24 protein-coding genes and 2 pseudogenes are annotated in these 25586 nt (G+C 62.7%); 11 read left to right on the top strand and 15 right to left on the bottom strand.

Annotated features, from left to right (window positions below):
• Nucleotides 1-162: 162 nt before the first annotated feature.
• The 7 genes and pseudogenes from G6N73_RS25320 to G6N73_RS25350 all read right to left on the bottom strand — a co-directional run.
• Nucleotides 163-402 (bottom strand): annotated as a pseudogene (locus G6N73_RS25320) (LssY C-terminal domain-containing protein); the annotation flags it as partial.
• Nucleotides 403-442: 40 nt separating this feature from the next.
• Nucleotides 443-1291, bottom strand: a complete 849-nt coding sequence (locus G6N73_RS25325; protein ID WP_165032713.1) for a lytic transglycosylase domain-containing protein — start codon at nt 1289-1291, stop codon at nt 443-445.
• A gap of 293 nt (nt 1292-1584) precedes the next feature.
• Nucleotides 1585-2286, bottom strand: a complete 702-nt coding sequence (locus G6N73_RS25330) for an LssY C-terminal domain-containing protein (RefSeq protein WP_165032714.1) — start codon at nt 2284-2286, stop codon at nt 1585-1587.
• A gap of 81 nt (nt 2287-2367) precedes the next feature.
• On the bottom strand, nt 2368-2685 hold the full coding sequence (locus G6N73_RS25335) for a hypothetical protein (RefSeq protein ID WP_165032716.1): 318 nt from the start codon (nt 2683-2685) through the stop codon (nt 2368-2370).
• A gap of 204 nt (nt 2686-2889) precedes the next feature.
• Nucleotides 2890-3669, bottom strand: coding sequence for an extensin-like domain-containing protein (locus tag G6N73_RS25340; RefSeq protein WP_165032718.1), 780 nt, complete (start codon nt 3667-3669; stop codon nt 2890-2892).
• A gap of 95 nt (nt 3670-3764) precedes the next feature.
• Nucleotides 3765-4733 carry an extensin family protein gene (locus tag G6N73_RS25345; RefSeq protein WP_165032720.1) on the bottom strand — a complete coding sequence of 323 codons (969 nt, stop codon included), beginning with the start codon at nt 4731-4733 and terminating at the stop codon, nt 3765-3767.
• Nucleotides 4734-4792: 59 nt separating this feature from the next.
• Entirely contained in the window at nt 4793-5218 is a 426-nt protein-coding gene (locus G6N73_RS25350; protein ID WP_165032722.1) for a DUF3775 domain-containing protein, read from the bottom strand.
• A gap of 150 nt (nt 5219-5368) precedes the next feature.
• On the opposite strand from G6N73_RS25350, the gene G6N73_RS25355 reads away from it, so the two are divergent.
• Nucleotides 5369-5719 (top strand): DMT family protein, encoded by a 351-nt coding sequence (locus G6N73_RS25355; protein ID WP_165032724.1) that lies wholly within the window; start codon nt 5369-5371, stop codon nt 5717-5719.
• Between the two features lie 88 nt (nt 5720-5807).
• On the opposite strand, the gene G6N73_RS25360 is transcribed toward G6N73_RS25355, so the two are convergent.
• Nucleotides 5808-6701 (bottom strand): DMT family transporter, encoded by an 894-nt coding sequence (locus G6N73_RS25360; RefSeq protein ID WP_165032726.1) that lies wholly within the window; start codon nt 6699-6701, stop codon nt 5808-5810.
• Nucleotides 6702-6942: 241 nt separating this feature from the next.
• Here G6N73_RS25360 and G6N73_RS25365 point away from each other — a divergent pair, with 241 nt between their 5' ends.
• On the top strand, nt 6943-7482 hold the full coding sequence (locus G6N73_RS25365; RefSeq protein WP_165032728.1) for a tetratricopeptide repeat protein: 540 nt from the start codon (nt 6943-6945) through the stop codon (nt 7480-7482).
• A gap of 234 nt (nt 7483-7716) precedes the next feature.
• Here G6N73_RS25365 and G6N73_RS25370 read toward each other — a convergent pair whose 3' ends face one another.
• On the bottom strand, nt 7717-8868 hold the full coding sequence (locus tag G6N73_RS25370; RefSeq protein WP_165032770.1) for a PQQ-dependent sugar dehydrogenase: 1152 nt from the start codon (nt 8866-8868) through the stop codon (nt 7717-7719).
• A 329-nt stretch (nt 8869-9197) separates the two neighbouring features.
• On the opposite strand from G6N73_RS25370, the gene greA reads away from it, so the two are divergent.
• The 6 genes from greA (at nt 9198) to G6N73_RS25400 (ending at nt 13896) form a co-directional block, all read left to right on the top strand.
• Nucleotides 9198-9671 carry a transcription elongation factor GreA gene (gene greA, locus G6N73_RS25375; protein ID WP_165032730.1) on the top strand — a complete coding sequence of 158 codons (474 nt, stop codon included), beginning with the start codon at nt 9198-9200 and terminating at the stop codon, nt 9669-9671.
• Nucleotides 9672-9729: 58 nt separating this feature from the next.
• Nucleotides 9730-10770, top strand: coding sequence for a glycosyltransferase family 4 protein (locus G6N73_RS25380; protein ID WP_165032772.1), 1041 nt, complete (start codon nt 9730-9732; stop codon nt 10768-10770).
• Complete coding sequence (locus G6N73_RS25385; RefSeq protein WP_206079071.1) at nt 10767-11522, top strand: glycosyltransferase family 25 protein; 756 nt, start codon at nt 10767-10769, stop codon at nt 11520-11522. Before G6N73_RS25380 ends, G6N73_RS25385 begins: the two co-directional genes overlap by 4 nt.
• A 142-nt stretch (nt 11523-11664) precedes the next feature.
• Nucleotides 11665-12354 (top strand): glycosyltransferase family 29 protein, encoded by a 690-nt coding sequence (locus tag G6N73_RS25390; protein ID WP_165032732.1) that lies wholly within the window; start codon nt 11665-11667, stop codon nt 12352-12354.
• Between the two features lie 4 nt (nt 12355-12358).
• Complete coding sequence (locus tag G6N73_RS25395; protein ID WP_165032734.1) at nt 12359-13060, top strand: glycosyltransferase; 702 nt, start codon at nt 12359-12361, stop codon at nt 13058-13060.
• Between the two features lie 23 nt (nt 13061-13083).
• Nucleotides 13084-13896: a glycosyltransferase family 25 protein gene (locus G6N73_RS25400; RefSeq protein WP_246252564.1), complete on the top strand. Its 813-nt coding sequence runs from the start codon at nt 13084-13086 to the stop codon at nt 13894-13896.
• 73 nt (nt 13897-13969) lie between these two features.
• Here the strand turns inward: G6N73_RS25400 and G6N73_RS25405 are convergent, their stop codons facing one another.
• Both G6N73_RS25405 and G6N73_RS25410 read right to left on the bottom strand, forming a co-directional pair.
• Complete coding sequence (locus G6N73_RS25405; protein WP_165032738.1) at nt 13970-14758, bottom strand: glycosyltransferase family 25 protein; 789 nt, start codon at nt 14756-14758, stop codon at nt 13970-13972.
• A gap of 2 nt (nt 14759-14760) precedes the next feature.
• Complete coding sequence (locus tag G6N73_RS25410; protein ID WP_008835671.1) at nt 14761-15231, bottom strand: Lrp/AsnC family transcriptional regulator; 471 nt, start codon at nt 15229-15231, stop codon at nt 14761-14763.
• Between the two features lie 261 nt (nt 15232-15492).
• Here G6N73_RS25410 and trxB point away from each other — a divergent pair, with 261 nt between their 5' ends.
• Nucleotides 15493-16467 carry a thioredoxin-disulfide reductase gene (gene trxB, locus G6N73_RS25415; protein WP_165032740.1) on the top strand — a complete coding sequence of 325 codons (975 nt, stop codon included), beginning with the start codon at nt 15493-15495 and terminating at the stop codon, nt 16465-16467.
• A gap of 257 nt (nt 16468-16724) precedes the next feature.
• Complete coding sequence (locus G6N73_RS25420; RefSeq protein ID WP_165032742.1) at nt 16725-17621, top strand: LysR family transcriptional regulator; 897 nt, start codon at nt 16725-16727, stop codon at nt 17619-17621.
• 3 nt (nt 17622-17624) lie between these two features.
• On the opposite strand, the gene G6N73_RS25425 is transcribed toward G6N73_RS25420, so the two are convergent.
• The 4 genes and pseudogenes from G6N73_RS25425 to G6N73_RS25440 all read right to left on the bottom strand — a co-directional run bounded on the left by G6N73_RS25425 (nt 17625) and on the right by G6N73_RS25440 (nt 24363).
• On the bottom strand, nt 17625-18122 hold the full coding sequence (locus tag G6N73_RS25425) for a methyltransferase (protein ID WP_165032744.1): 498 nt from the start codon (nt 18120-18122) through the stop codon (nt 17625-17627).
• Nucleotides 18123-19095: 973 nt separating this feature from the next.
• Nucleotides 19096-21147, bottom strand: a complete 2052-nt coding sequence (locus G6N73_RS25430; RefSeq protein ID WP_165032746.1) for an elongation factor G — start codon at nt 21145-21147, stop codon at nt 19096-19098.
• A gap of 550 nt (nt 21148-21697) precedes the next feature.
• Nucleotides 21698-23023 (bottom strand): annotated as a pseudogene (locus G6N73_RS25435) (putative bifunctional diguanylate cyclase/phosphodiesterase); the annotation flags it as partial.
• 137 nt (nt 23024-23160) lie between these two features.
• The gene (locus G6N73_RS25440; protein ID WP_165032748.1) at nt 23161-24363 is read right to left on the bottom strand and encodes a pyridoxal phosphate-dependent aminotransferase; all 1203 of its coding nucleotides are present in this window, start codon (nt 24361-24363) and stop codon (nt 23161-23163) included.
• Between the two features lie 310 nt (nt 24364-24673).
• Here G6N73_RS25440 and G6N73_RS25445 point away from each other — a divergent pair, with 310 nt between their 5' ends.
• Nucleotides 24674-25552, top strand: a complete 879-nt coding sequence (locus G6N73_RS25445; protein ID WP_165032749.1) for an EAL domain-containing protein — start codon at nt 24674-24676, stop codon at nt 25550-25552.
• The last annotated feature ends 34 nt before the right edge of the window (nt 25553-25586 follow it).

The raw sequence follows: 25586 nt of genomic DNA on the forward strand, positions 1-25586 counted from the left end.
AAGCGGCCCCTCACCCTTACCCTCTCCCCGTAATCCTTCGACTAGCTCAGGACGGGGAGAGGGGGGTCGCCAGCGTTGCCGCTTGTCCCTTCTCCCCGTCTTTCACGGGAAGAGAGCTGCCGGCAGGCGGATGAGGGCGGTTCTGTCAAAGCCGAAAATGCGCTAAGGCCGGAGGATGCCGATGGTCGCCATGCCGTCGGTGAAATAGGGGTCGCCACCGCCATTGCGCCCGGTTTTGGTCGGCCCGACGCCCGTTTCGCTGTAGGTTGAGGCAAGCACGCCGGCTGCTTCCAGGCCGCCGATCAGGAAATCGCGCTCGGCGTCGAGGTCGGGCCCGATATGGTGGGTGATCTGGCCGGTGTCGTGGCTGAAGCCGACGCCGCGGTCGAAGCTCGCCGAGCCGCGTCATAACGGGCGACGAGAATGGGGGCCGATCCTCTGGCTAGTTTCGCGTCACAACCTGAATATAGTTCACCGTCTCCAGCGGCAGTTTCTTACGCCGACCGAACATACATTTTTCGCCGCAGTTGTAACCGGTCAGGGTCTGTTTCACATCCCCACCTGACAATCTGAGCAGGTGCTTGAGTTCTTTGACGCCAGCCTCCGCCCCGGCACGACAGTTAGTTAGCTGCTTGGTCGAGTAACCGTGTTTGGCACCCGTACCCGGCATGACCTGCATCACGCCTAGGGCGCCGGCCGATGATTTAGCACCACAGTTACCGCGTGACTCCTGCTTGGCCACTCGCAGGGCCAGATCCACCGGCACTTGGTGTATCTTGGCCGCACGTATGACTTCTTGATATCCGGGTTTTGCCATCTCGATACCGGACACACGGGGGACAGATTGGGATAGAGTGGGGTTGGCGGCGTTGCCGATACCGAACAATGAGGACACTCGCCACTGTTCCTCGAGCGGGCTCGGTTCGGTATAGGCTGTCTTGACCGTCTTGGTTTGCGTCGTCTCCAAGATGATTTTTGTTCTGGTCTTTGGCTTCGGTCTTGGCTTGTCGACTGATACTTTTATTTCCTCGCGCTTCTCGTCGCGGGGTTCTTGATATTCCAGCTTTTGGATTTCATCCACCTTCGAGAAGATAAATGGGATTGGAATCTGTGGGTCGGCGGGACCAAATCGTTCGTCTGGACCGAACCTGGCGACGATAGGTGTGGGTGGTTTACCCAATCGTTCGCGCTTGATCGATTGTGTGTGTTCGGTCGAGGGTTGAAGCCGTGCCCCCGTGTCTGGGTACGGACAGCTCAGCAGTGACGCGAGCAGACAGACGGCTGCCGACATTGGTGATGTCCCACCGACTTAATAATTACCCTCTCCGAGTCGGTTCTATCCCCTCACTTTAAAAAAGCGAACGGCGACTCATCTGCCACCCTTACGGGACCAGTATTTCAACGAAATCGACCCAAAGACAAAGCGTAAAGCTTACGCTGTGAGGCGCCGCTGCGCGGAATTGGCTGGGCCTGTTGCAAAGAAGAAACAGTGAGCGCTCACGCCTCGCTGCCGCCAAAAAACTCGGCGAGATCGAGAACCGGATGGGTCGGGGGCAGAACCGCATCCGACTAGGGGACGACGCTCTATGGCCGGAGGATGCCGATGGTCGCCATGCCGTCGGTGAAATAGGGGTCGCCACCGCCATTGCGCCCGGTTTTGGTCGGCCCGACGCCCGTTTCGCTGTAGGTTGAGGCAAGCACGCCGGCTGCTTCCAGGCCGCCGATCAGGAAATCGCGCTCGGCGTCGAGGTCGGGCCAGATATGGTGGGTGATCTGGCCGGTGTCGTGGCTGAAGCCGACGCCGCGGTCGAAACTCGCCGAGCCGAGCCAGAGCGGCCGCCCATCGGGAGCGGGGTCGGGCATCAGCCAGAACCGCACATGATGGCGGCGGTCGGCGCTCTCGCCCACCGGCTTTTCGAAAGCCAGATCCTGCTTGCGTCCCTCGAACACCAGCGTACTCACCGGAGCGTCGGAATAGGGCCGGTCGAAGAGCACGCTTTCGCCGATCTCCAGGCTGGAGCGCCAGGTGATGGCGTCAGCGGCGCTCCAGCCCGCCGCGTCAAGTGCACGCAGCAGTTCTGTTTTGGAGCCGACGAGGCCGACATTGATCGGGTCGCCGGGAATGCCCTGCGGCGTCGTGGTCACCATCGCGTCAGGGAGCGCGATGTTGCCGCGGTCCAGCCACGACCAGAATGCCGGCGCGATCAGATACGCGAACGCGCCGTAAGCGAGACTGAGCGCCAGCACCCAGCCCGCCACTCGCGTTTGCATCCTGCGTCGACGCATTCGGCTCCGCCCCGATATATCGGCGTCAGCTTACGCCGAAGGCGCTTGGCGGCAAGGGACGCCGCTCTGGCTGACGGTTCGCTAGAATTCCGCGTACCGTCGGAGCCCCATGCCAACGAACACCATCAGCATCAAGATTATGAAAGCAATGAGCATGCCGAAGCGAAAGAAATTCGCGAGGGGAGAAATCTTCGTGTTCGGAAGCTGATTGAACGGCACGCCCCGTGGCTTTGTCACTCCCAATCCGATCCAGCCTACGCAGGTGACGACAAAGAGCCAGCCAATATAAAGGTCCATCCAATCCGGGACCCTTACGAAGCCAAAGTTGAATGCAAACGCATGGCTTGCCGACAAGAGTAGCACCGTTGCCGAGAGGCAAATTGATCTCGCGTAGTTCACGTTGCTTCCCCCGTAGAACGGCCAGAATGCACCGCCTTCCAAGGGAAACATCGTACAGGCTGAAGGATAAATGATCGTTTAAGTCGCGGGAGCATGCGACCGGGGGGGTGGTGGTCTTGGATATCCGGAGGCTCATACCTCCGCCCCCCGGATCAACTCCGGGCGCGGCGCCTTCCCCATCGAGGGGCGGTCAAGCGGGCTGACTCACTTGCAGGCGACGTAGCCGTTCTTGCGCGGCATGATGTCGAAGTGGAAATGGTTGCGGTGGTCGTAATCGTAGCCTGGGCCGAGCACTGTCGTGAAATAGTCGCAGCCGTCGGCGCGGACATTGTTCAGAAAGCCGCGCTGGCGGAAGGCGAACCAGCCGGGCTTGCGCACGTCGATGTCCTTGCCGTTGTTCAGCTCGATGCGCATGATGTCGAGCGCATTGCCGACCGAATGCTGGGACGGTTTTCCACGCGAGCCCCGGATGTTGCGGCAGGAATAGCTTGATCCCTGATGGATGGTTTTTACCCCCGACAGATAGCGCCAGCGCGCTGACGGGACGAGTTCCTTCCTCGTCCAGCGCGCGAAGGTGGCGGCCATGGCGCAGGAGAGCGTCGCCGCCGGCTTCATCTCGGCGCTGCCGATGGCCGAGACCTCGACCGGGAAATCGATGCGGCAGGCGCCGCCATCGTCGATCGGCGCTAGGCTCCTGAACTGCACGCCGAGCTTCTTCAGGTCGCGGCGGCAGGCGGTCTCGTCGGCCGACATGGTGATAGTCGGCGGCGCCGGTTCGTTGAAGCGCGGATAAGCGGTCATCATCGGATTGGACGGGACCAGGCTCTGCAGGCCGCGCGCGGGAACTGCCGCGGTCTGCGCGCCGACATCGACATCGGGACGGAGCGACATGACATCGTCGGTGGTGCAGGCCGAAAGCGCGGCGAGCAAAATGAGGGCGCCGCCGCACCATAGGGCGCGGGCGCGCGGCAAAGATTGGCCCATCGACCGGTTCCCTGTCCCGAGGTCTTCGAGCCTAGCGGAGAAGCGTAAAGGAAAGGTCAGCGGCGATGTTTACGCCTGCGGCGGGATTAGGGCGGTTACTGGCAAAACGTCCCGCCGTTTCGGCGCGGGGCGAGGTCGAAGTGGAAGTGCAGCGCGTGGTCGGCGTCGCTGCCCGGCCCGAGCACGGTCTTGAACGGCCCGCAGGCGGCCTTGCGGATCGCGCCGAGGAACTTTGCCGCCTTCGGATCGGGCGCGGGTTTCACGTCGACGGCAGTGCCTTTCGACAAAGTGAAACGCGCAATGTCTAGCGCGTTGCCGAAGGCGTGTTCGGATAATTTCGAACCGCCATTGCGCGGGCGGCAGACATAGGCCGAGGCTTGGCCGACCGATTTTAGCTCCTCGCCGTATTCGGCCTTGGCGGCGGGGGAGATAATGTCTGCGGCGAAACGCGCGGCGGTTTCGGCCATGGCGCAGTTCATCAGAGCCTCCGGCTCAAGCGCGATCTCGGCGCTCAACCTCTTTACGGCGAGCGGGTAGGGCAGGGCGCAGCCGGCCGGATCGCTTTGCGCCGGGCGCTCCTCGAACACCGCCCCGAGCGCACGCAGCCGCGCGCGGCAGGTGGTTTCGTCCGGCGGGATGATGTCAAAGCGCGGCATCGCCGAGCGTGGATCGGCGGGAATTTCGGGGAGCTCCTGAGTCTTCGCGGCGGTTTCGCTGGGTTTTTGCTCCGGCAAGGGGGCATCGGTGGCCGGCAGAGCCTGCTTTTCCTCGGGATCGGCGTCCGTGCCTTCGGTAGGCGCGGGCGGTTGCCCGGGCTTGCCGTCTTCCGGCAGAGCATCCGGCGCGGCTTCCGGCTTCGGCTCGGGCACAGGCGGCTCGCCTAGGCGTTCGGGCGGGATATTGCCGGCTGGCGGCGGGTGAATTTGCGGGACCGGGGCCTTTTCGGGCAGGTCGGGGGTCTGAGCGTGGACCGGGCCGCCGAATACGACCGTGACGGCGACCAGCAATGCGAGCTGCCGGGTGCTGACAAAAGGCGGGGAGGTCATCGCGTCCACAACGACCATTTGCGGTCGTTGGTTGCGCCAGGCAACCACTGCCTACATCACGTTTGGCGACAGCGGCGTCACGCGCCGAGCGCTTCCAGCCCTTCCTCGAGCCAGTCGCCGAGCAGCGGCATGCCGAGCAGATATTTCGAGGTGCGGCGGTTGCCGCGCTGGCGCGCTTCGTTGACCGCCTCGTTCCATTCGTCGGCGCTGTAATCGCCGCGGCCGATCCACATCAGCGCGATCAGTTCGGCGGCTTCGTCGACATTCAAATCGTCGATGAGCTGGCGCAATTCCTCGGCCGTCAGGTCGTCGGTTTTTTCCTCAGCAAGGCCGTCATGGTGATGATTGTCGCGGGAGTTGCCGTCGAGCTCGACCTCGTGTTCGCAGCCGTCGGCGTAGTCCTCATTGACCGCAGCGCTGATCGCCTTGGCCTTTTCGATGAAAAGGCGGACCGTGTCGGGAGCGATGGTCAGATCCCATTCCCTGTCGAGCCGCTGCTGCACGGGTTTCCTCCAACACACCCTGGCGGCGTGATGATAGCCGATTTGGCGGCTACGTCACGCGGGATGTTGGGTGGGGCTTGCTGGGTGATTGACAGGACCGGGCCATCGCCCGAAATGGCGCGCTGCCCTCCCTCCGGACGTGATTCTCCCATGACGCTGCTCCTGTCGCCCAAGATCGTGCCGGTGCTGCTCCTGCTCGCATCCAATGTCTTCATGACATTCGCATGGTACGGGCACCTGAGGTTCAAGGCCGCGCCGCTCTACGCGGCGGTGCTGTTTTCCTGGGGGATCGCCTTCCTGGAATACTGGCTGGCGGTGCCTGCCAACCGTATCGGCCATTCGGTCTATTCGGCGGCCGAGCTGAAGACGATCCAGGAAGTCATCACGCTTGCCGTCTTCGTGGTGTTCTCGGTGTTCTATCTCAAGGAAGGCATCACCTGGAACCATGCGCTGGGATTTGCGCTGATCGCCGGCGGCGCGGCCTTGATCTTCAGAGCCTGATCCATTCCGATAGAATCGGAATGGGGCTCTAAGTTATTGATTGGTCGCATGATCTTGTCCGAAAAGTCTGCAACTTTTCGGGATCATGCTAGAGCGTAGCCGACCGCCTGCGCGCCAGGAGCGGCGGCAGGACCTCGACTGCGACGATCGCCGCGAAGATCAGGCCGCAGCCCAGGATGCCGGCGGCGGGAAGCCGCTCGCCGAGGAACCAGGCGCCGAAAATCGCGGCGAAGACCGCTTCCGAGGACAGGAAGATCGCCGCCTGCGGTGCGGTCGTGTAGCGCTGGCCGACGACCTGCAGGGTGAAGGCGATGCCGCCGGAAAAGACGCCAGCATAAATGATTTCAGGGGCGGCGCGGAAGATCGCGCTCCAGTCGAACGGCTCGACAGCCAGGGCGACGGCCATGCCGATGACGGCGCAGACGGCGAACTGGGCGACGGCGAGCGTCACCGGGCGGCCGGTCGGACTGGCGCTGCGGCCGATATAGATGAGCTGCAGGGCGCAGAAGCCGGCGGCGAGAACGGTCAACCAGTCGCCGGTGGTCAGCGCCTCGATCGCCCCGCCGGACAGGAACCAGATGCCGGCGAGCGCGGTGAGTGCGGCCGGCCAGACCACCGGATGCGGCCAGCTGCGGAACAGGAGCACGGCGAAGAAGGGCACCATCACCACGTAAAGACCGGTGAGGAAGCCGGAATTGGTGACCGTGGTGGACAGGAGGCCGACCTGCTGGAAGCCGACGGCGCCGAACAGAAGCAGGCCGATCCACAGGAAGGCTGCCCAGTTGGCGGGGGTCAGCGAGCGTTCGGCGCGGCGCGATTCACGGATCGCGAACGGCAGGATCGCCAAGGCCGCCATGGTGAAGCGCAGGCCGATGAACAGGAACGGCCCGATCGCGGCCATCGCAGTGGATTGGGCGACGAAGCCCATGCCCCACATGGCGCCGGCGAGCAGCAGAAGGAGATTGGCCTGGATGCGGGTCAATTCGGGTTTCCGGCTGGAGAGAAATCGAGCGGGACATCTACCAGCAGGGATCGCGACGGCAAGGGCCAGCGAGATGGCTGCTTAGGGACAGCACGACCCTGCCACTTCTGCGGCGTTGCTTTCGGCAGCCATGGTGGCAAGATGATTGCAACACGGCGGCAAAGGCGGGCAGAACGAAGTCTGGAAGAACAGCCGCGCCGAAACCGTTAATGTCCCGATGCATCCATTGAGGAGGTTTCCCATGCAGAGCCGGTTTGTCATCAGCCTAGCCTCGCTTCTGGTCGCCGCGCCGCTCATCGTTGCGCCGGCATTTTCGGCCGGAGGTGGCGGCGGCCAAGAAGTTCCGCAGTGCAAGAGGGGCCAAGTCTACGACAAGAAGACCAAGAAATGCGTGCCGCAGCAGGGGCAGGGCGTCATCGACGACGACAGCCTTTATGCGACCGGCCGCCAACTCGCGCTTGCCGGGCGTTATGACGAGGCAATCACCGTACTCAGCCTCGCCGAAAACAAGGCCGACCCGCGCATCCTCAACTATCTCGGCTATGCGCACCGCAAGCAGGGCCGCATCCTCGTCGGTCTCGGCTATTACCAGGAGGCGTTGACGGCCGACCCTGACTATACCCAAGTGCGCGAATATCTCGGCGAAGCGCATCTGCAACTCGGCGATGTCGCCGCCGCGCGCGAGCAGCTTTCCGAGATCGAGAAGCGCTGTGGCACCGGCTGCGAGGAATATGCCGAATTGTCGGCGCAGATCGATGCGTATGTGAAGGCGAAAGGCTGAGACTGCCACTCGCGGCCGCACAAAAATTGCCCCTCACCCTTACCTCCCCGTTATCCTTCGACAAGCTCAGGACGGGAGAGGGGGGCGTCAGCGTTGCGGCAGTCTCTCCTCTCCCCGTTCTTACGGGGAGAGGATGCCGCCCATTCGACTTCGCTCAGGAGGCAGGTGAGGGGCAACTCGGCGTGAACTAAATGGATGGTCGCTGACAGGGCGAAGGGCGGCAGATCGCTTCCCTCACCCAGCGCGCGACAGGCGCACGATGACGCCGTCGCTCTCATCGGTGAGCAGCCAGATCGAGCCGTCGGGGGCGAGGTTGACGTCTCGGATACGGCCGAACTCGCCTTCGAACATGCGCTCCTCGCCGGTTATCTTGCCGGACGCGTCGCGCTTCAAACGCGAGACCAACTGGAACTTCAGTGCGCCTGCGATCAGGTCGCCGTTCCATTCCGGGAACATCTTTCCCTGATAGCTGATGAGGCCTGACGGGGCGATCGAGGGATCCCAGTAGAACAGCGGCTGCTCGTAGCCTTCCGCCTCGGTGCCGACGCCGATCTTTTCGCCGGAATAGTGGACACCGTAGGAAATGACCGGCCAACCATAGTTCTTGCCGGCCTCGGGCTGGTTGACCTCGTCGCCGCCCTTGGAGCCGTGCTCGACGGTGACGAGCCCTTCGGTCACCGGGTCGAAGGTCGCGCCCTGCACGTTGCGGTGGCCCTTCGACCATATTTCGGGAAGGTGTTTTGCGCCATCGGGCGACGGATTGTCGGCCGGGATCGAGCCGTCCGGATTGATGCGCAGTATCGAGCCGGCATGGTCGTTCATGTCCTGCGCTCGCTTGCTCCCGCCGCGGTCGCCGAGGGTGATGAACAGGGTGCCGTCCGGCCGGAATATGATGCGCGAACCGAAATGATGGCTGGTGCGGGACTTCTTCGACATCGAGAAGATCGTCTCCATGTCCTCGAGGCGGGCGGCTGCGCCGTCGCGGACGAGCTTCGCCCGCGCCACCGCAGTGCCGGCGCCGCCTCTGCCGGGCTCGGAGAAGCTGAAGAAGATGAGGCCGGACGTGGCGAAATCGGGCGAGACGGCAATGTCGAGCAGTCCACCCTGGCCGCGCGCCACGACGTCGGGCACGCCGTCGACCGGATCGGAAAGCTCGCCGTTCGATAGGATGCGGATGCGGCCGGGACGCTCGGTGACGATGACATCGCCGCCGGGCAGGAAATCGAGTCCCCAGGGATGTTCGAGTCCGTCGGCGACGATGTCGGCGCGGACTTCGACCTCTTCGGTCTTCAGTGTTCGGCTTTCGGCCATGGTCGGCAACGCGATGGAGACGGACAGCACTGCCGGAAGCAGCGCGCGCAAAAGGTTCTGTCTGATCCGGGTCATGGTTTCGACATAGGCATCGAGGCGTCCGAGACAAGAAAGCGCCACGGCGATGTCCCCAAGAAAATGCGACAACCGCGATCACAGGTGGGTGAATGTGGATGGGATGGCGAGCGCACCACGGGGTCTTTCGTCATCGGCGGAATTGTCGGATGAGTTGGGCCAAGCCGAATTTTTTCGCGTGAAAATGCGCGCGAGCTTGCTATATTGAGATAAATTGAGCTGAGAACGGTTCCGTCGCCAAGGCTGCTGGACCGTTTTCTTTTTTTACCCGCCGCCTTCCCTCCGAGTGTCGGATGGCGCGGGATCAGGGAATGGAAAGGCCGATTGCAATGAATAAGGTGCCGATGACCGCCAGCGGATTCGAAGCTCTGAAGGAAGAGCTGCGGTGGCGTCAGCAGGCCGAGCGTCCACGCATCATCGAGGCGATCTCGGAAGCGCGCTCGCATGGCGATTTGTCCGAAAACGCCGAATACCACGCCGCGAAGGAAGCGCAGAGCCTCAATGAAGGCCGGGTGCACGAACTCGAGGATCTGGTGGCGCGCGCGGAAGTCATCGACATTTCGAAACTGTCCGGCGACAAGATCAAGTTTGGCGCGACGGTGAAGCTGGTCGACGAGGACACCGAAGAGGAAAAGACCTACCAGATCGTCGGCGACCAGGAAGCCGACGTGAAGTCCGGCCGCATCTCGATCTCCTCGCCGATCGCACGCGCGCTGATCGGCAAGGAGGTCGGCGAGACTATCGAGGTCAACGCGCCCGGCGGGCCGCGCGGCTACGAAGTCGTCCAGGTGCAGTTCATCTGACGTGGACACGCGCATCGAGGCCGCCAGCCAGACCGGACGGCGGGCTCCGGCGCCGGATATGGACCGTGTGGAGGTCGTCGCTCCCAATCTGAAGCGGCGGCTTTCCGGCGTCACCAGCACAATCATCCAGCTCGTACCCCTGCAGGCTGAGACGCTCGGGATCGCCACGTTGGGTCCCGGTCTGCCCGACAGCCTGCCCAGGATGCGGTGGTGGCAGGTTTTTGCGCTCCTGAAACGGCCGGCCTCCGGGCGCAAGCGGATATGGCACGCCCGGCGCAACACCGAGATGGTCGCAGGCCTGATCCTGAAGACGCTTTTCCGCGCCCCGCTAAAACTTGTCTTCACCTCGGCAGCGCAGCGCCAACACAGGCCGTTCACCAAATGGCTGATCCGGCGGATGGACGCGGTGATCGCGACCAGCGCCCGTTCGGGCGGCTTTCTGGATGTACCGCATATAGTGATCATGCACGGCGTTGACCTCGAGGAATTCCACCCGCCGAGGAGCGGCGACGACGCATTCTCCGCTTCGGGCCTGCCCGGGAAACATGCGGTCGGCTGCTTCGGGCGCGTGCGGCGGCAGAAGGGAACCGACCTGTTCGTCGACGCAATGATCGAGCTTTTGCCGCACTATCACGACTGGACCGCGGTGGTTGCGGGCCGCGTCACCGCTGAGCAGAAAGCGTTCGGCGACGAACTCGAACGCCGCGTGGAGAAAGCCGGGTTTTCCGACCGCATCGTCTTTCTCGGCGAAGTCCCGGACATCAAGCCATGGTACAGGCGGGTTTCGCTCTATGTCGCACCGTCGCGCAATGAAGGGTTCGGGCTGACGCCGCTGGAGGCGATGGCCTCGCAGACGGCGGTGGTGGCGAGCGACGCCGGCGCCTATGCGGAGATGATCGTGCCCGGCGTCACCGGCGCGGTGGTTGCGGCGGGCGACGGCGATGCGCTTACCGAGGCGATCCGGCCCTATCTCGGCGATCCGGCGCTAGCCGAGGCGCATGGCGCAAACGCGCTTGCCCATGTGACGGAGCGCTTTCCGCTGCAGCGCGAGGCCGCCGGGGTTCGCGCCGTCTACGACCAGGTATGGGCGCAGGGATGAGCGTACCGAACCCAAAGCCGATACGCGCCGAGGCCTTTATCATCCACCTTGCGCGCGCCGAGGCGCGCAAACCTCAAGTCGAACGGTTGGCGGCCATGCTGCCGCTGCCGGTCAATATCGTCGATGCGGTCGACGGGCTGGCACTCGGAGACGGCGAAATCAAAGCGGTATATCGCCGGCATCTGCATCGCCCGCGCTATCCGTTCGCGCTGCGCAAGGCCGAGATCGGCTGTTTCCTGTCGCACCGCAAGGTCTGGCAGGCGATCCTCGATCGCGGGCTCGGCGCCGGGCTGATCGTCGAGGATGATGTCAAACCTGACGAAAAACTGTTCGCACCGGCGCTGGCGCTGGCGATGGAGACGATCCGCCCCGGCGACTACATCCGCTTTCCCTACCGCAGCCACACGGACAGTGGTGCGGAAGTGGCCAAAGCCGGCGGCATCACGCTGGTCGAGCCGGCGCATGTCGGGCTCGGCATGCAGATGCAGCTCGTCGGCCGGCAGGCTGCGGCGGAGCTTTTGACAGCGACCGAGACCTTCGACCGGCCGGTCGATACGACGATCCAGATGCGCTGGTTGGCGAAAATCCGCATTCTGGCCGTCCGGCCGGTCTCGATCCGGCAGATAGGGCATCTGCTCGGCGGCACCGTGGTGCAGAAGAAGTCGAAACCGCTCAGTGAGGTGCTGTCGCGCGAGGTCAAACGGGCCTGGTACCGGCTGGCATTGCGCGTCGCGGTTTTCGGCAGGCGCTGACGCCCCGGCGCGCTGATCGCTCGGCCTTCCAATCCATAGCCAACTGTTGACCCAGCGAGAATCGGTTTGCGGTCGAACTGCACAATGTTTTAAACAGCGCAACCGCCCGGCGAGTGGCGGACGGCCTGAGGAGCCCGATGGCATGAGCGGAAAAGGCTCTAAAAAAAGATTATTCGTCGTCGGCAATGGCGTTTTGCTCGAGGACATGTCGGAACGGGTCGATGCCAGCGATGCCGTCTTGCGATTCAACGAGCCAAAGGCCTCGATCGGAATGAGCGGGACGAAGACCACATGGCTTTTCGTCTGCAACACGGGCAAGCCGATGAAACGCCGGCTGGACAATCCCAGCTATCCCACGTCGCCGATCGTGCAGGCGGCCGAACTGGTCATTCTCGCTTCCCATCCGATCGCGGTCGAGAAATACGCCCCGAAGCTCAGCCTTCTGGCGCGCATAAAGGGCAGGCGGGCCGAGTGGACCTGGGCCTGCCTCAACATGTTCGGCAATGCCGGCAAGATGGTGGCGGTCATGCCCGTCTCCGACTACGAGGATGGATGCCGCGAACTGGGACTTGAGCCGTCCTTGCTGCTGAAAATTCGCACATTCCCGAGTACGGGGTATTTCGGTATCCGTTACGCGCTGCAGCAATGCCCGGCGGATGAATGGGATGTTGAAATTGCCGGCTTTAGCTGGCAGGGCTGGCAGCGCCATGCCTGGGCCGACGAACGATCGTGGCTTGAGCGAAAAGTCGCGGAACGCAATATTCATATATGGCCGGCGGGGGACGACCAGAAGCCCAAATACGCGAAGAAGCGCAAACACGGGAAGGACTAGCACATTGGAAAACAAGTTCGACATTTACATCGGCTGGGATTCCCGCGAGCCGATTGCCTATGACGTTGCAAAAAAGACATTGCTGGATCAGGCGAGCATCCCGGTCGGGGTTCACCCGATTAAGCTTGCCGAATTGGTGGAGAAGGGCGCCTATACACGCGAGGTGGATCCACTGGCTTCGACCGAATTCACCTATTCGCGCTTTTTCACGCCGTGGCTCGCCGGCTACAAGGGCTGGGCGCTGTTTTGCGATTGCGACTTCCTGTTCCTCGACGATATCGCGAAGCTGACCGAATATCTGGATCCGTCCAAGGCGGTGCTGTGCGTCAAGCACGATTACACGCCGAAAGCGACCGTCAAGATGGACGGCAAGGTGCAGACCAATTATCCGCGCAAGAACTGGTCGTCCTTCATGCTGTTCAACTGCGAACACCCGTCCACGAAGACCCTGACGCCAGAGGTGATCAACAGCCAGACCGGCGCCTACCTGCATCGGATGCAATGGGCCGCCGACGAGGAGATCGGAGGGATTCCGGAGCGGTGGAACTGGCTGGAGGGATGGAGCGAGAAGCCGGAGACAGGAACGCCGAGCGCCGTCCATTTCACCAATGGCGGCCCTTGGTTCAAGGATTGGCAAAACGTCGATTACGGTGACGAATGGCGCGCCGAGGCTTCCAAGGTCGATCCCAACTGGAAGCCAATCTGACTGGCGCGCCGAAGGAGCTTCGATTGCCTCCTGCGACGCAAATGAAGCTGTTTGTCATCAACCTGGACCGCCAGGATGGACGGCTGCGTCGAATGGCGGAGATGTTTGATGGCATGGGCCTGCAATTCACCCGCGTCAGCGCGGTTGACGGCAGGCAATTGTCCAAGGAGACAATCGAGCGCTGGTGCGGCGGCGCCTCTTTCGGCGAGGCGCGGCCTGGAGCGACGGCCTGCTTTCTCAGCCACCGGGGATGTTGGCAGCGCATCATCGATGAAGCCCTGCCTTATGCCGCTATCTTCGAGGACGATCTGCATCTGGGGGATGATGCGGCCGCGCTGTTCGCAAATGGCGACTGGGTGCCCGAAGAGGCCGATATCGTGAAGGCCGAAACCATGCGGCAGCCAACTCGCATGGATAAAACGCCCATTGCAGCGCCCGGCACGCGCAAGCTCTATCGGCTGGCCGGCAAGCATATTGGCGCGGGCGGCTATGTGGTGACCCGCAAGGGGGCGGAAAAGCTGCTCAAGATGAGCGAAACCTTCCGCGATCCGGTTGATCACTTCCTGTTCAATCCAGAATTGCCCTTCGCCTCCTCGCTTGTCACATTTCAACTCTCTCCGGCGATCTGCATGCAGGATTTCTTTTTGAAGGAGCCGGCGGCAATCCTTGGTCTCGGCAGCGATCTGCACCACGAAAGGTCACAGGACCGGCTGAGCCGCCCTGAAAAACTGTGGCGGGAGGTGAAGCGCCCGTTTGCGCAGTTCTATGGCTTCCTGCACCGAAAGATTTCGACCTTGCTGACGGGCAAGCAGTGGGCCGTGGTCGAGTTTAGATAAGGTGATTGAGGCCGTGCGTCCTTCAGGACGCACAAAGGACGCTGTAGGTTTTTGAATCCGGGCTACCCCTTGCTCAGTCTGGCCTGAATTCTATCCGTCTTCTTTCCCTATATCCCAACAATTCCAGGAGCTTGCCCCAAAGCCGGACCACCTTTCGCGTCAGATAGTGGACAAGGTTGCGGTACGGCTTTTTCCTGAGCTTGAGATTTTGGTCATTGCTGCTTTTCAGATAGTCAGCCTTTCCCTCGAGGCCGAGGAGGCCGCCTTGGATGCAAGGCGCCGGGTCAACCTGATAGAGGGTCAGGCGGGGAAAATGCAGGGACTGGGCGTTGAACAGAAACTCGTCGACCGGGTCCGTGAAATTTTCAGATTGCGCCAGGAGACGCTCCGCCGCCCCGCGTGAAACGATATAGGCGCATGCACCCAGATGCCTGCCGTAGAGCCGGACGATCCTGCGTCCTGAGAAAAGGCGTGCCGGCTTCGTGCGGATGGTAGCCCGCTCAAGGAAGGTTTCGAGCTTCATGACGTCGCAATCGGGAGGAATCCACTGCGCTGTCGATAAAAAGTCGGGAAGCTCCTTCGAACAAACGACATCGTCTTCGAAGACGGCGCCGTGGCTGTCGCCCGAATCCACGATCAGTTTCCAGGCTTTGCGATGGCTTTCGAAAACCGCGATGGCGCCGGCGGACATGGTGAATCCGAGGAGGCCCGGCTTCGCCCTTGCGGCTCGCGCGGCAATATCCGCATCGAACTTGTCGGTCGCCGGGACGCGATGCCAATCGATCCCGAATTGCTTTCCCTGCCGCTCGATATGCGCCATGCGTTCGGGATCGCGGTCGAGATTGATGACGTAAGCCTTCATGACTAAATCGCCACCATGCCCTCATCCTTGACCTGGCGGATGGTCAGCGCGGTGCGCACGGTGTCGACATTGGGCGAGGAGGTCAGTTCCTCGATGACGAAGCTCTGGAAGGCGCCGAGGTCGCTCGCAACACAATGGAGCAGGAAGTCGGATTCGCCTGAAACCATCCAGGCCTGGCGCACGATCGGCCAGCCGCGGGTGCGCTCGGCGAAAGCCTTCAACTCGCTTTCGGCCTGATGGTGCAGCCCGACCAGGCAGAACGCCACCACGTCCATGCCGAGCGAAGGGGCATTGAGCAGAGCGCGGTAGCCGCGGATGATGCCGGCATCCTCCAGGCGCTTGACGCGCCTCAGGCAGGGCGGGGCGGAGATGCCGATGCGCCGGGAGAGCTCGACATTGGTGATGCGACCTTCATCCTGCAATTCCCGCAGGATCTTCCAGTCGATCGCATCGAGTTCGGCCTTGATCGGCATTTTTTCTTCCGCGTTGAGGACCTGGCGAATTTGAAGGAGATCCAGCCAAATCGTGTCATTAAACCATTGGTGGTTGTCCGTCAGGCCCGGTTTTGCGGAATTATGCAAGCGCATCCCGGCCTCTATCCCGGCTCGCAACAAGCTTTCCGGGGACGATTGCAGCGCCGCCTTGCTGACGTGACGGGCAACACCTAGATTAAGGGCCGATTTTCAGATCACTCAGCCCTGCACGTTGCGGGCCCTCTTGCCGAAAGCACGTCCATGACATCGAAGCATTCGCCTGTCCTGATTATCGGTTCCGGTCCGGCCGGCTATACGGCGGCGATCTACGCGGCGCGCGCGATGCTGAAGCCGGTCCTGGTCGCAGGGCTGCAGCAGGGCGGGCAACTCACCATCACCACCGACGTGGAAAACTATCCGGGCTACGCCGATCCGATCCAGGGTCCGTGGCTGATGGAGCAGATGCTGAAGCAGGCCGAACATGTCGGTACCGAGATCGTCAACGATGTGATCACCGAGGTCGACCTGAACGTCCGGCCGTTCCGGGCCAAGGGCGATTCGGGCACGGTCTATACCAGCGATGCGCTAATCATCGCCACCGGCGCGCAGGCCAAATGGCTCGGGATTCCGAGCGAGCAGATCTATATGGGCTTCGGCGTCTCGGCCTGCGCCACCTGCGACGGCTTCTTCTACCGCGGCAAGGATGTCGCTGTGATCGGCGGCGGCAATTCGGCGGTCGAGGAGGCGCTCTATCTTTCCCACATCGCAAAGAGCGTGACGGTGATCCACCGCCGCAACGATTTCCGCGCCGAGCGGATACTGCGCGAGCGGCTGTTCAAGAAGGACAACATCAAAATCATCTGGGACACTGTGGTGGAGGAGATCACCGGCCGTCCCGGCAAAGCGCCGATGCCGCCTTCGGCCGACGGGCTGAAGCTGAAGAATCTGGTGACCGGGGCGGAGACGCATCTCAAGGTCGACGGCGTGTTCGTGGCGATCGGCCATGCGCCGGCGGTGGAACTGTTCGCGGGCAAGGTGAAGCAGAAGCCGAACGGCTATCTGTGGACCGCGCCCGATTCGACCCAGACGGACGTGCCCGGCGTGTTTGCGGCCGGCGACGTGACCGACGATATCTATCGCCAGGCGGTGACGGCGGCCGGCCTAGGCTGCATGGCGGCGCTGGAGGCGGAAAAATATCTCGCGAACCTTGAAGAGGTTCGCGAAGCGGCAGAATAAGTGTGTTGATATTCAGGTGATGCCGGCCTGCAAACGGCGGTTTTCTGTGCTTCCGGTGCTCACGTACCCAAACGTACGCTCCGCTCCGGTTCTCGAAACCCACCATTTTGGTCGCTACGCGCCCTCTGCGATGGCATCTCGGCCTAACCTGATTTTCAACACACTTAGACCGGCAAAGCCGGCTGGGAACGAATAACTGCGCGGATCCATTTCGAGAGATGGCCACTTCTCGAAGTGAAGGCGGACGAGGGGGAGATATGTCTCTGGACTGGGACAAGCTACGTGTGTTTCACGCAGCGGCGCAGGCGGGCTCGTTCACGCACGCCGCCGAAACGCTCCGGCTTTCGCAATCGGCGATTTCGCGGCAGGTCAGCGCGCTGGAACACGATGTCGGCGTGCCGCTGTTCAACCGGCATGCGCGCGGGTTGGTGCTGACGGAACAGGGCGAGATGCTGTTCCGGACGACGCACGACGTCCTGATGAAGCTCGAGAACGTCAAGACGCGATTGACCGAGACGCTGGAGAAGCCGACCGGCACGCTGCGCGTGACGACGACGGTCGGGCTCGGCACCGGCTGGCTGACCGAGCGAGCCAAGGAGTTCCTCGACCTTTACCCGGAGATCAATCTCCAGCTTGTGCTGACCAATGAGGAACTTGACCTGACGATGCGGCAGGCCGACTGCGCGGTGCGGCTGCGCCAGCCGCAGCAGCCGGACCTGATCCAGAGGCGGCTGTTCACCGTGCATCTGCACGTGTTCGCCACGCAAGCCTATCTCGACCGCTACGGCAAGCCGATGTCGGTCGCCGATCTCGACCAGCATCGTATCGTGACTTTCGGCGAGCCGGTGCCGGCCTATCTCGCCGGCCTCAACACGCTGGAGACGGTAGGGAGGCCGGACGGAACAAAGCGCGCCGCGGCTCTCCAGATCAACGACCTGATGTCGATACGCAGGGCGGTCAGGCGCGGCGTCGGCATCGCCATGCTGCCGGACTACATGGCCAACAAGGAATCGGGCCTCGTGCCGATCCTGCCCGAGGTCGAGGCGCCGTCCTTCGACACCTTCTTTGTCTATCCGGACGCGATGAAGAACCAGGCCAAGCTCAAGGCTTTCCGCGACTTCATGTTCGCCAAGGCGCGCAACTGGTCTTTCTAGGAGTCAGGTGCTCTTCCAGGGTGTGAGACGGGGCAGCCAGCCGGGAACAGCGCGGCGGTAGGCCTCATATTCGTTGCCATAGCGGCGAGCAAGCGTCGGCTCTTCGTAAAGCTTGACGAACGTGAACACCGTGACTGCGACGACGCCGGCATAGACGACGAGCGACCAGTCCGCGAACAGCAGCGCCTGACCGAAGATGATCGACAGGACCGCCACATACATCGGGTTGCGCACGTATCGATAGGCGCCGCCGACGACCAGCCTTTCAGTGGGCGCGATGGGGGCAGGCGTACCGGCGCCCTCCAAGGCAAAGCGTGCGAAGGAATGAAGGAGAACCACAAGACCGGCCAGGATCAGAATCGATCCGGCCGTGACCATCGCCGGCGAAGACAGGGGCCGGCCATAGCCGTCGGTCAGGAACCATGGGATCAGCCCGGCCACCACGCCCGGCACCAGGATCAGGAAGGCTGCGCTGCCGGCGATGGCGGAGGGCTTGCGCACCGTCATTCCTCTCAGTTCGGCCGGGGAAACGGATAGATCGCACCCCGCTGACCCGGTTGAAGCATCCGGCTTCGCCGTCTCTTGGTTCTATCTGGTAGAAGTAAAGCTTATACCACAGGGTGCGTCATTTTGCATGGGAGCATTGCAAACTGGGTGCTTGTTTCTCGGGCAAGACCAGCCCATATATTGGTCATCTTCCGGGCGCGTTCCTCCTCCCATTAGCGCCTGGGAGTGTTCCCCTCTGGAGGTTTAGCCTTAATCGGCACTTCCAACAAACTCAGCCGGGTCTTCTCAGATCCGGCTTTTTTGTTGCCTGAAGCCGCCCGACGATGTGTCCGGCATGCCGAAATGCCGCCGGCCGGCTTCCTTTTTTAGATCCGCGGGCGCCTTCGGCCTGCCGCGGAGCGGAGGGCTTGCAACCGAGCGCCGCATGTTTTTAGCCGAACTCGCGTGCTGCGACAGCTGCACTCGAATCGCGCAGGCGGCGACGATGCCTGCCCAATCGTGAAGCGGTGGACCGGCGGCGTTCGTCAGAATCCCGTACAGTTCCGGCCTTGCAACAGTTACAGTCGCCGTATCCGCCCGCGCGTAACGGTTATATGTAACATCCGGTAACCTGCCGAGAGCGGCCTTGATTTGCTACCAATCAAAACAGGACGCGGCGTTCGGTCCGTTTCGGGAGATGGGGGCATCACTCGAAACCTCCGAGGCTTAGGCAGCCGTCGCGTCCGGCCCATTCAGATGCCTCCGGGCATCAAACTCAAGCGCTGTCCCTCGGGGCGGCGAACGATGCGGCGGACCTGACGTGCCGCCATCCTCCCGCCCGTTCCCCAACGGCGGTACGGTCCGCGAAAAACGGCGTCCGAGCTTCGGACGCCGTTTTTCTTTGTCGAGATAGCTTCCTTTCGGAAACGGCCCTCTCCGCTACGGGCGGAGAGGAAGCAGCGAGACGCTCGGGCAGGCTTTGACGCCTTTACGCTGCCTTGCCGTTGGCGTTCATCGCTTCGTCGGCAAGCCTGCCGGTCAACTCGGCCATGTGATCGAATTCGGCGCGGTAGCTCGCAACGCCGGAGGTCGCCGATCTCAGCTCGATGATCAGATCGCCGATCTCCGATTGCGGCATCATCGCTTCGACCACATCCCATCCCGGCCAGCCGGGGCGGGCGTCGTAGCCGAGGATCTGGCCGCGGCGCTGCGGTATGATGCCGGTGATCTTGGCCGTCGCGTCGGATGGCGTGAAGATCTCCACTTTCATGATCGGCTCAAGCAGAACCGGCGAGCACGCGGCCATGCCTTCCCGCATGGCGATCTTGGCCGCCATCTGGAAGGCCATGTCGGAGGAATCGACGGCGTGATAGGAGCCGTCGGACAGGTTGACGGCGACGTCGACGACCGGGAATCCAAGCGGTCCGGATTTCAGATAATCGCGGATGCCGGTCTCCACTGACTGGATGTAGGTCTTGGGCACCACGCCGCCGGTGATTGTGTCGGTGAACTGGAAGCCGGAGCCGCGCGGCAGCGGCTTGATCTCCAGCACGACATCGCCGAACTGGCCGTGGCCGCCCGACTGCTTCTTGTGACGGCCTCGCTGCTGCGTCGATTTGCGGATTGTCTCGCGATAGGGCACCGCCGGCGCGCGGCCCTCGATCGGAATCTGGTTCTTGCCCTCCAGGCGCTCCACGGTCACGCGCAGATGCATCTCGCCGTGGCCTGAAATCACCGTCTCGCTGGTATCCTGCTGATGTCGCAGGCCGAGCGACGGGTCCTCGTCTGCCAGCCGGTGGATGGCGGCCGACATCTTGACCTCGTCCTTCCGTTCCTTGGGACGGAGCGCGAAGGAATAGACCGGCTGCGGCGGCTCGAGCCTGACGAGCTGTTCCACGCCGCCCTTGGCCGAACTCAGCGTCTGTCCCGTGCGGACATCCTCCAGCTTGCCCAGCGCTACCGTGTCGCCGGTGTTCGCGACTGTCAGCTTGGACTGGTCCTTGCCGAGCATGCGGTAGACGCCCGACACCTTTGCAGTAGCCCCGCCCGGCAGGAACAGCTCCGAGCCATCGGCGACGCTTCCCGACAATATGCGCGAGATCGACAGCTTGCCGCCATGGGCCGTGTGGATGGTCTTCATGACCTGCACCAGCGCGCCATTGCCCTCGGGCGCGCCGAGACGTTTTCCGGTCGCCTCGACATCGGGCGCGTCGTGGCGGATGGCCTTCAGGAGCCTGAGCACCCCATTGCCTTTTTCCGCGGTGCCGATCAGCACCGGCGTCACGATGCCTTCGCGCAGATCGGCGGCGAGATCGTCGAATACGGCGTCGCGCGGCGGTGGGATCTCGTCGAGCAACTGCTCCATCAGTATGTCGTCATGGTCGGCCAGGGTCTCGAGCATTGCGAAGCGCGCCTCGACCTCGCGCGCCTTCTCGTCGCCTGGAATTTCAGCGATCTCGCTCTCGGCGTGTTCGCGGTAGATGTAGGCGCGCTCCAGCGCCAGGTCGATCGAGCCGATGACGATGCCGTCCTTGCGCAGCGGAATCTGGCGCAACAGAAGGGGCGTCGAGCTTGTCGGCTGCAGCATCTTCAGCGTGTCGCGAACGCCGGCCACCGCCTTGTCGACCTTGTTGAGGAACAGGATGCGCGGAATGCCGAGATCGTCGAGCTTGCGCATGATGAGCTGCAGGGCAGGGATTTTTTTCTCGTCGGCCTCGGCCACCACCACCGCGATGTCGCAGGCGGCCAGCACCGGCTCAGCCTCGAAGGCGAACTCGACCGACCCGGGGCAATCGACGAAGGTCAGGCTGTCGCCCATGAATTCGATCGAGGCGACGGTGGCCTCCACGCTCATGGCATGGGCGCGCGCCTCGGCGGAATGATCCGAAACAGTATTGCCTGACGAGACGGGATTTTGCCGGGGTATCGCCCCGGTTCGAGCCAGAATGGCCTCAAGGAGCGTGGTCTTGCCGCTTGCGAAGGGACCGACGATGGCGATGCATTTCGGTCCCGTACGCCTTCCTCCTGCGCGATTTCCCATGATCGGACGACCTCCTCCTCAAATGTTGAACATCGAGGCGGCGGCCGGCCTTCTCCGGCCGTCGCGGAGCGGGACCGGTTTCGTCCCGCCGTCATTTCATCGTCACATGGGAGAGCCGGGAGGGCAAGAGGCAAGCCGGTTGGTGAAGGGTCGGCAAAGGCCAAAACGCGATTGGGCCAAGGCCTCCGCGCAGGACCAGGTCCATTCGATTGCCTACCAGGCCGAGTGGAATGACACGCGCTTTTTCCGCGAGGATTTCGACAAGATCATCCTTGCCGCGCGCTCCGAACTCGATGAGGCCAAGCGCGGCGCATCCGGGCTGGGAGTTCGCCGCGCCGGGCTTCAGGCGCTTAGCGCAAGCTGGGGCGTGGCCAAGTCGAAGGACAGCGATCGGAGCCGTTCCCGTGGAAGCGGGCGGCTTATAAAATAACCTTGAAACCTGTTGCAGCCGGCGGCGTGAGCGAGCGCGAACTCTTCGGCGGTTTCGACGCCCTCGGCCCACAATGGTCAGATTCTGGATGCGCGCGATCTGGGCCAGCGCGGAAACGAAGACTTGCGCCACCGGATCACTCGACAGGCTGCTGATATAGCTTCGGTCGATCTTGATGCTGTCGGTTGGAAGCGTCTTCAGATAGTTGAAGCCGCAATGGCCGGTGCCGAAATCGTCAAGCGCGATCCGGAAGCCCATCGCCCGGACAGCCTCCAGGCGCTCCAGGACTTCCGGCGTCGCGGCCGTCGCCACAGTCTCGGTAATTTCGATCACGAAACGGTCGGCTGATTTCCCTGTCTCGGCGAGCACTCGACCGAGCATGGCCACGATCTCGTCGCGCTTGAGTTGCTCGCCGGACATGTTGATGCTGATGCGGCAGCCGGGAAAACCTGCAATGTCGGCGCAGGCGCGCCTGAACACCCACTCGCCCAGCATGTCGATGAGGTTCGAGCGTTCCGCGATCGATATGAATTCCGCGGGCGGGATCATGCCGCGCACCGGGTGCCGCCAGCGCACCAGCCCTTCGAGTGCAACCGTTTCTCCGTCGGAGTCGGTGATCGGCTGGTAATGAAGCTCGAGATGATTCAGGTAGAGCGCCGCCCGGAGTTCGCGCTCGACGAGACGGCGGTAGCGCTTGTCGGACAACATCTCGGCATCGAAAACCGTCATGCGCCCGCGCCCGGCCGCCTTGCTGTCGTATAGCGCCAAGTCGGCCAGAAGCATCAACTCCTTCGTCTCCGACGAGTGCAGCGGGGCGATGGCGATGCCGATCGAGGCGCTGAGCGCGATCTGGCGGCCTTCGTGCGCCTTGCCGAGGCTCAGCGCTTCGAGAAAGCTCCGGGTCTGAGCCATGATCGAGGCAAGGTCGTCATCAGCCATGATGACGCCGAACTCGTCGCCGCCGAGACGCCCGACAGTGGAATCGGGGTATGCCTGCCGGGCTATCGCCACGAGATGGGTAAGCACGGCGTCGCCGAATTGATGGCCGAGCGTGTCGTTCATCTGCTTGAAATGGTCGATGTCGATCAGGACGAGCGCGGCCTTCTTGCGGTTGCGGAGTCCGCCCAGGCCGGCCTGCAGTTCCTCCAGGAAAAATCTGCGCGTGGCAGCTCCCGTCAGGGCGTCTGTCCTCAGCAGCTTGTGGTTCTGGGCTTCGACCTTCGCCGCGAGTTTCAGCCTGTGGACCACCGAGCGGCGCATGTACATGAGCGTCATCAGCGACAGGCCAGTCGCCGCTATGCAGACGACCAGGCCGGCATTGGACCAAGCGCTTTCGGAATTGCCGATTGCGGCGAAAAGAGCCGAGCAAAGGCTGAGCAGAAGCAACAGCTGGATTCCGCGATAAAGCCTGCCGCTGTGATTGCGGATCGTGGCCAGTATGCTCATTCCGACGCCCCTCGCATGCGGGGACAGAGCTATCGGGCAGCTGTTAAGAAGACATTGAAAAGCAGCCGTTGGCGTCCTGATTTTTTTGCAGTGCACAACCGCGCCGAAAGCCGGCGCGGCCTCACAGCAGCGACGCCTCAGCCCAGCGAGGCAGTAAAGCGCTGGATGCGCGTGCAGGCTTCTTCGAGCAGCGCCTCGGAGGTGGCGTAGGAGATGCGGAAGTTGGGCCCGAGGCCGAAGGCCGAGCCGAACACCACCGCGACGCCTTCAGCCTCCAGGAGTTCGGCGCAGAAGGTCTCGTCATTGTCGATGACCTTGCCCAAAGCCGTCTTCCTGCCGATCAGCCCCTCGCAGGATGGATAGACGTAGAACGCGCCTTCCGGCGAGGGGCAGGTGATGCCGCGCGCCTGGTTCAGCATCGAGACCACGAGATCGCGCCGGCCCTGGAAGATCGCCTTGTTCCTGGTGATGAAATCCTGCGGGCCGTTGAGCGCCTCGACCGAGGCCCATTGCGCGATCGTGCAGGCGCCGGACGTCTGCTGACCCTGGATCATGTCCATCGCCTTGATCAGTTCGACGGGGCCTGCGGCATAACCGATGCGCCAGCCGGTCATGGCATAGGCTTTCGACACGCCGTTCATGGTCAGCGTGCGGCCGTAGAGCGCCGGCTCGACCTCGGCAATCGTTTTGAAGACGAAATCGCCATAGGTCAGGTGCTCGTACATGTCGTCGGTCAGAACCCAGACATTGGGATGCCTCAACAGGACATCGGCGAGCGCCCGGAGCTCGGCTTCGCTATAGGCGGCGCCTGACGGGTTGGACGGCGAGTTCAGCACCAGCCATTTGGTGCGCGGCGTGATCGCCTTTTCGAGCGCGGTCGCCGTCAGCTTGAAGCCGTTGTCGATCGTGGTTTGTGCGAAGGTCGCCGTGCCGCCGCAGAGCGCGACCATCTCGGGATAGCTGACCCAGTACGGCGTCGGGATCACGACCTCGTCGCCGGGGTTCAGCGTCGCCATGAAGGCGTTGAACAGTATCTGCTTGCCGCCGGTTCCGACGATCGTCTGCTCCGTACGGTATTCCAGATTGTTCTCGCGCTTGAATTTCTTCGCGATCGCCTCGCGCAGCGGTGCGATGCCGGAAACCGGCGGGTATTTGGTCTCGCCGCGCCGGATCGCTTCGATGGCGGCATTCTTGATATTGTCGGGCGTATCGAAATCCGGCTCGCCGGCGCCGAGGCCGATCACGTCGCGGCCGGCGTTTTTCAGCTCACGCGCTTTTTGCGTGACCGCGATGGTCGCGGAGGGCTTTACGCGTGAAAGGGCGTCGGCAAGGAAGGCCATGACAGCAATGTCTCCAGTTCATGGTTTCGGCAACGGAAAATCGGCCGCGCATCTCATGTCGGATTGCGCGCGAAATCGCAAGTGCCGCAGGCTACGGCGCGTTGTCCCGGAGTTAGATGCAATCCTAAGTCGAGCGTTAACCGCCGGTCAAACTTGCCCTGCTAAAGGTCGCCGCAACGGCCAATCAAGAGCCGTAAGAAACAGGGCAGTTGCGTTGCATAGAGTCCGGTTCTCCCAGAGCCCGTCGCGGGATCTTTGGCGACATCCTTTTGGGCCGCTCCTACGCTTCCGTCCGCCGGGAGCGCAGCCGATGACCGACCCAGAGGGCAATCCGCACGATCTCGAAAGCGCGCTCAATGTCGACGAGGTCGGCATCGAAACGGGCATCTACGGGAATTATCGCCTGAAAACCGCCCACCAGCCGATCTTCAGGCGCGAGGGCGCGGAGCTTATACCTTTCGCGGTTGAGGCGCGTGTGGCCCCCTTTCGCGAGGGAAGCGCCGTCGCGCCCGCCGAGTTTTTCGAAGAGACACCGCAATCCGACCGGGCCTTTGTGGAGGCTCTCTGCCGGATGCTGCATCTGCGCAACCATAGCAATGTCGGCATAGACGAGCCGGAGCGCTTCGAACTCTACCTCACGATCGATCCGCGCTACGACGACCGGGAGTCCCCAGATAGTGCGGCTCATTCCATTGCCGCGTTCGCCGGGGAGGCGGGCATCCCGACGGGCATGGTCATTTGCGAAATCCTCGACGCCGCAACGCTCGATGCAAAGCTGCTGGCGGCGCTGACCAGCGAATTGCGCAGTCACGGCGCGCGTGTTTCGATTGCCGAGTTTCGCATCGGGCAGTCGGCGATCGACCGGGTCACCCAGATCGAGCCCGACGTCATCAAGATCGACGGGGCATGGTTCCGCGACGTGCAGGAGAGCTCCGAGACCGCCCAGCTGTTTCCCGCGATCATCAACGCCTTTCGAGGGTTTGGCGCGAAGCTCTTGGTGCAGGGCATCGAAACGCCCGCTGAGTTGGAAGCGGCGCTGGAGGCAGGCGCCGACTACCTTCAGGGCATGCTGCTTTCGCCGCCGGCGCTGGCGGGTTCGGCATTGGACGAGGAGCCGCAGCCGATCGAAGCGCTGCTTCGCCGGGGAGGCAAGGTCGTCACCCTCGGCAGGAACCATCACCGGCGTTGATGGTCACGCCAAAACAAATGACTGGATGGTTGTT

The organism is Allomesorhizobium camelthorni, from assembly GCF_011045125.1.
In the GTDB taxonomy this organism is placed as follows: domain Bacteria; phylum Pseudomonadota; class Alphaproteobacteria; order Rhizobiales; family Rhizobiaceae; genus Allomesorhizobium; species Allomesorhizobium camelthorni.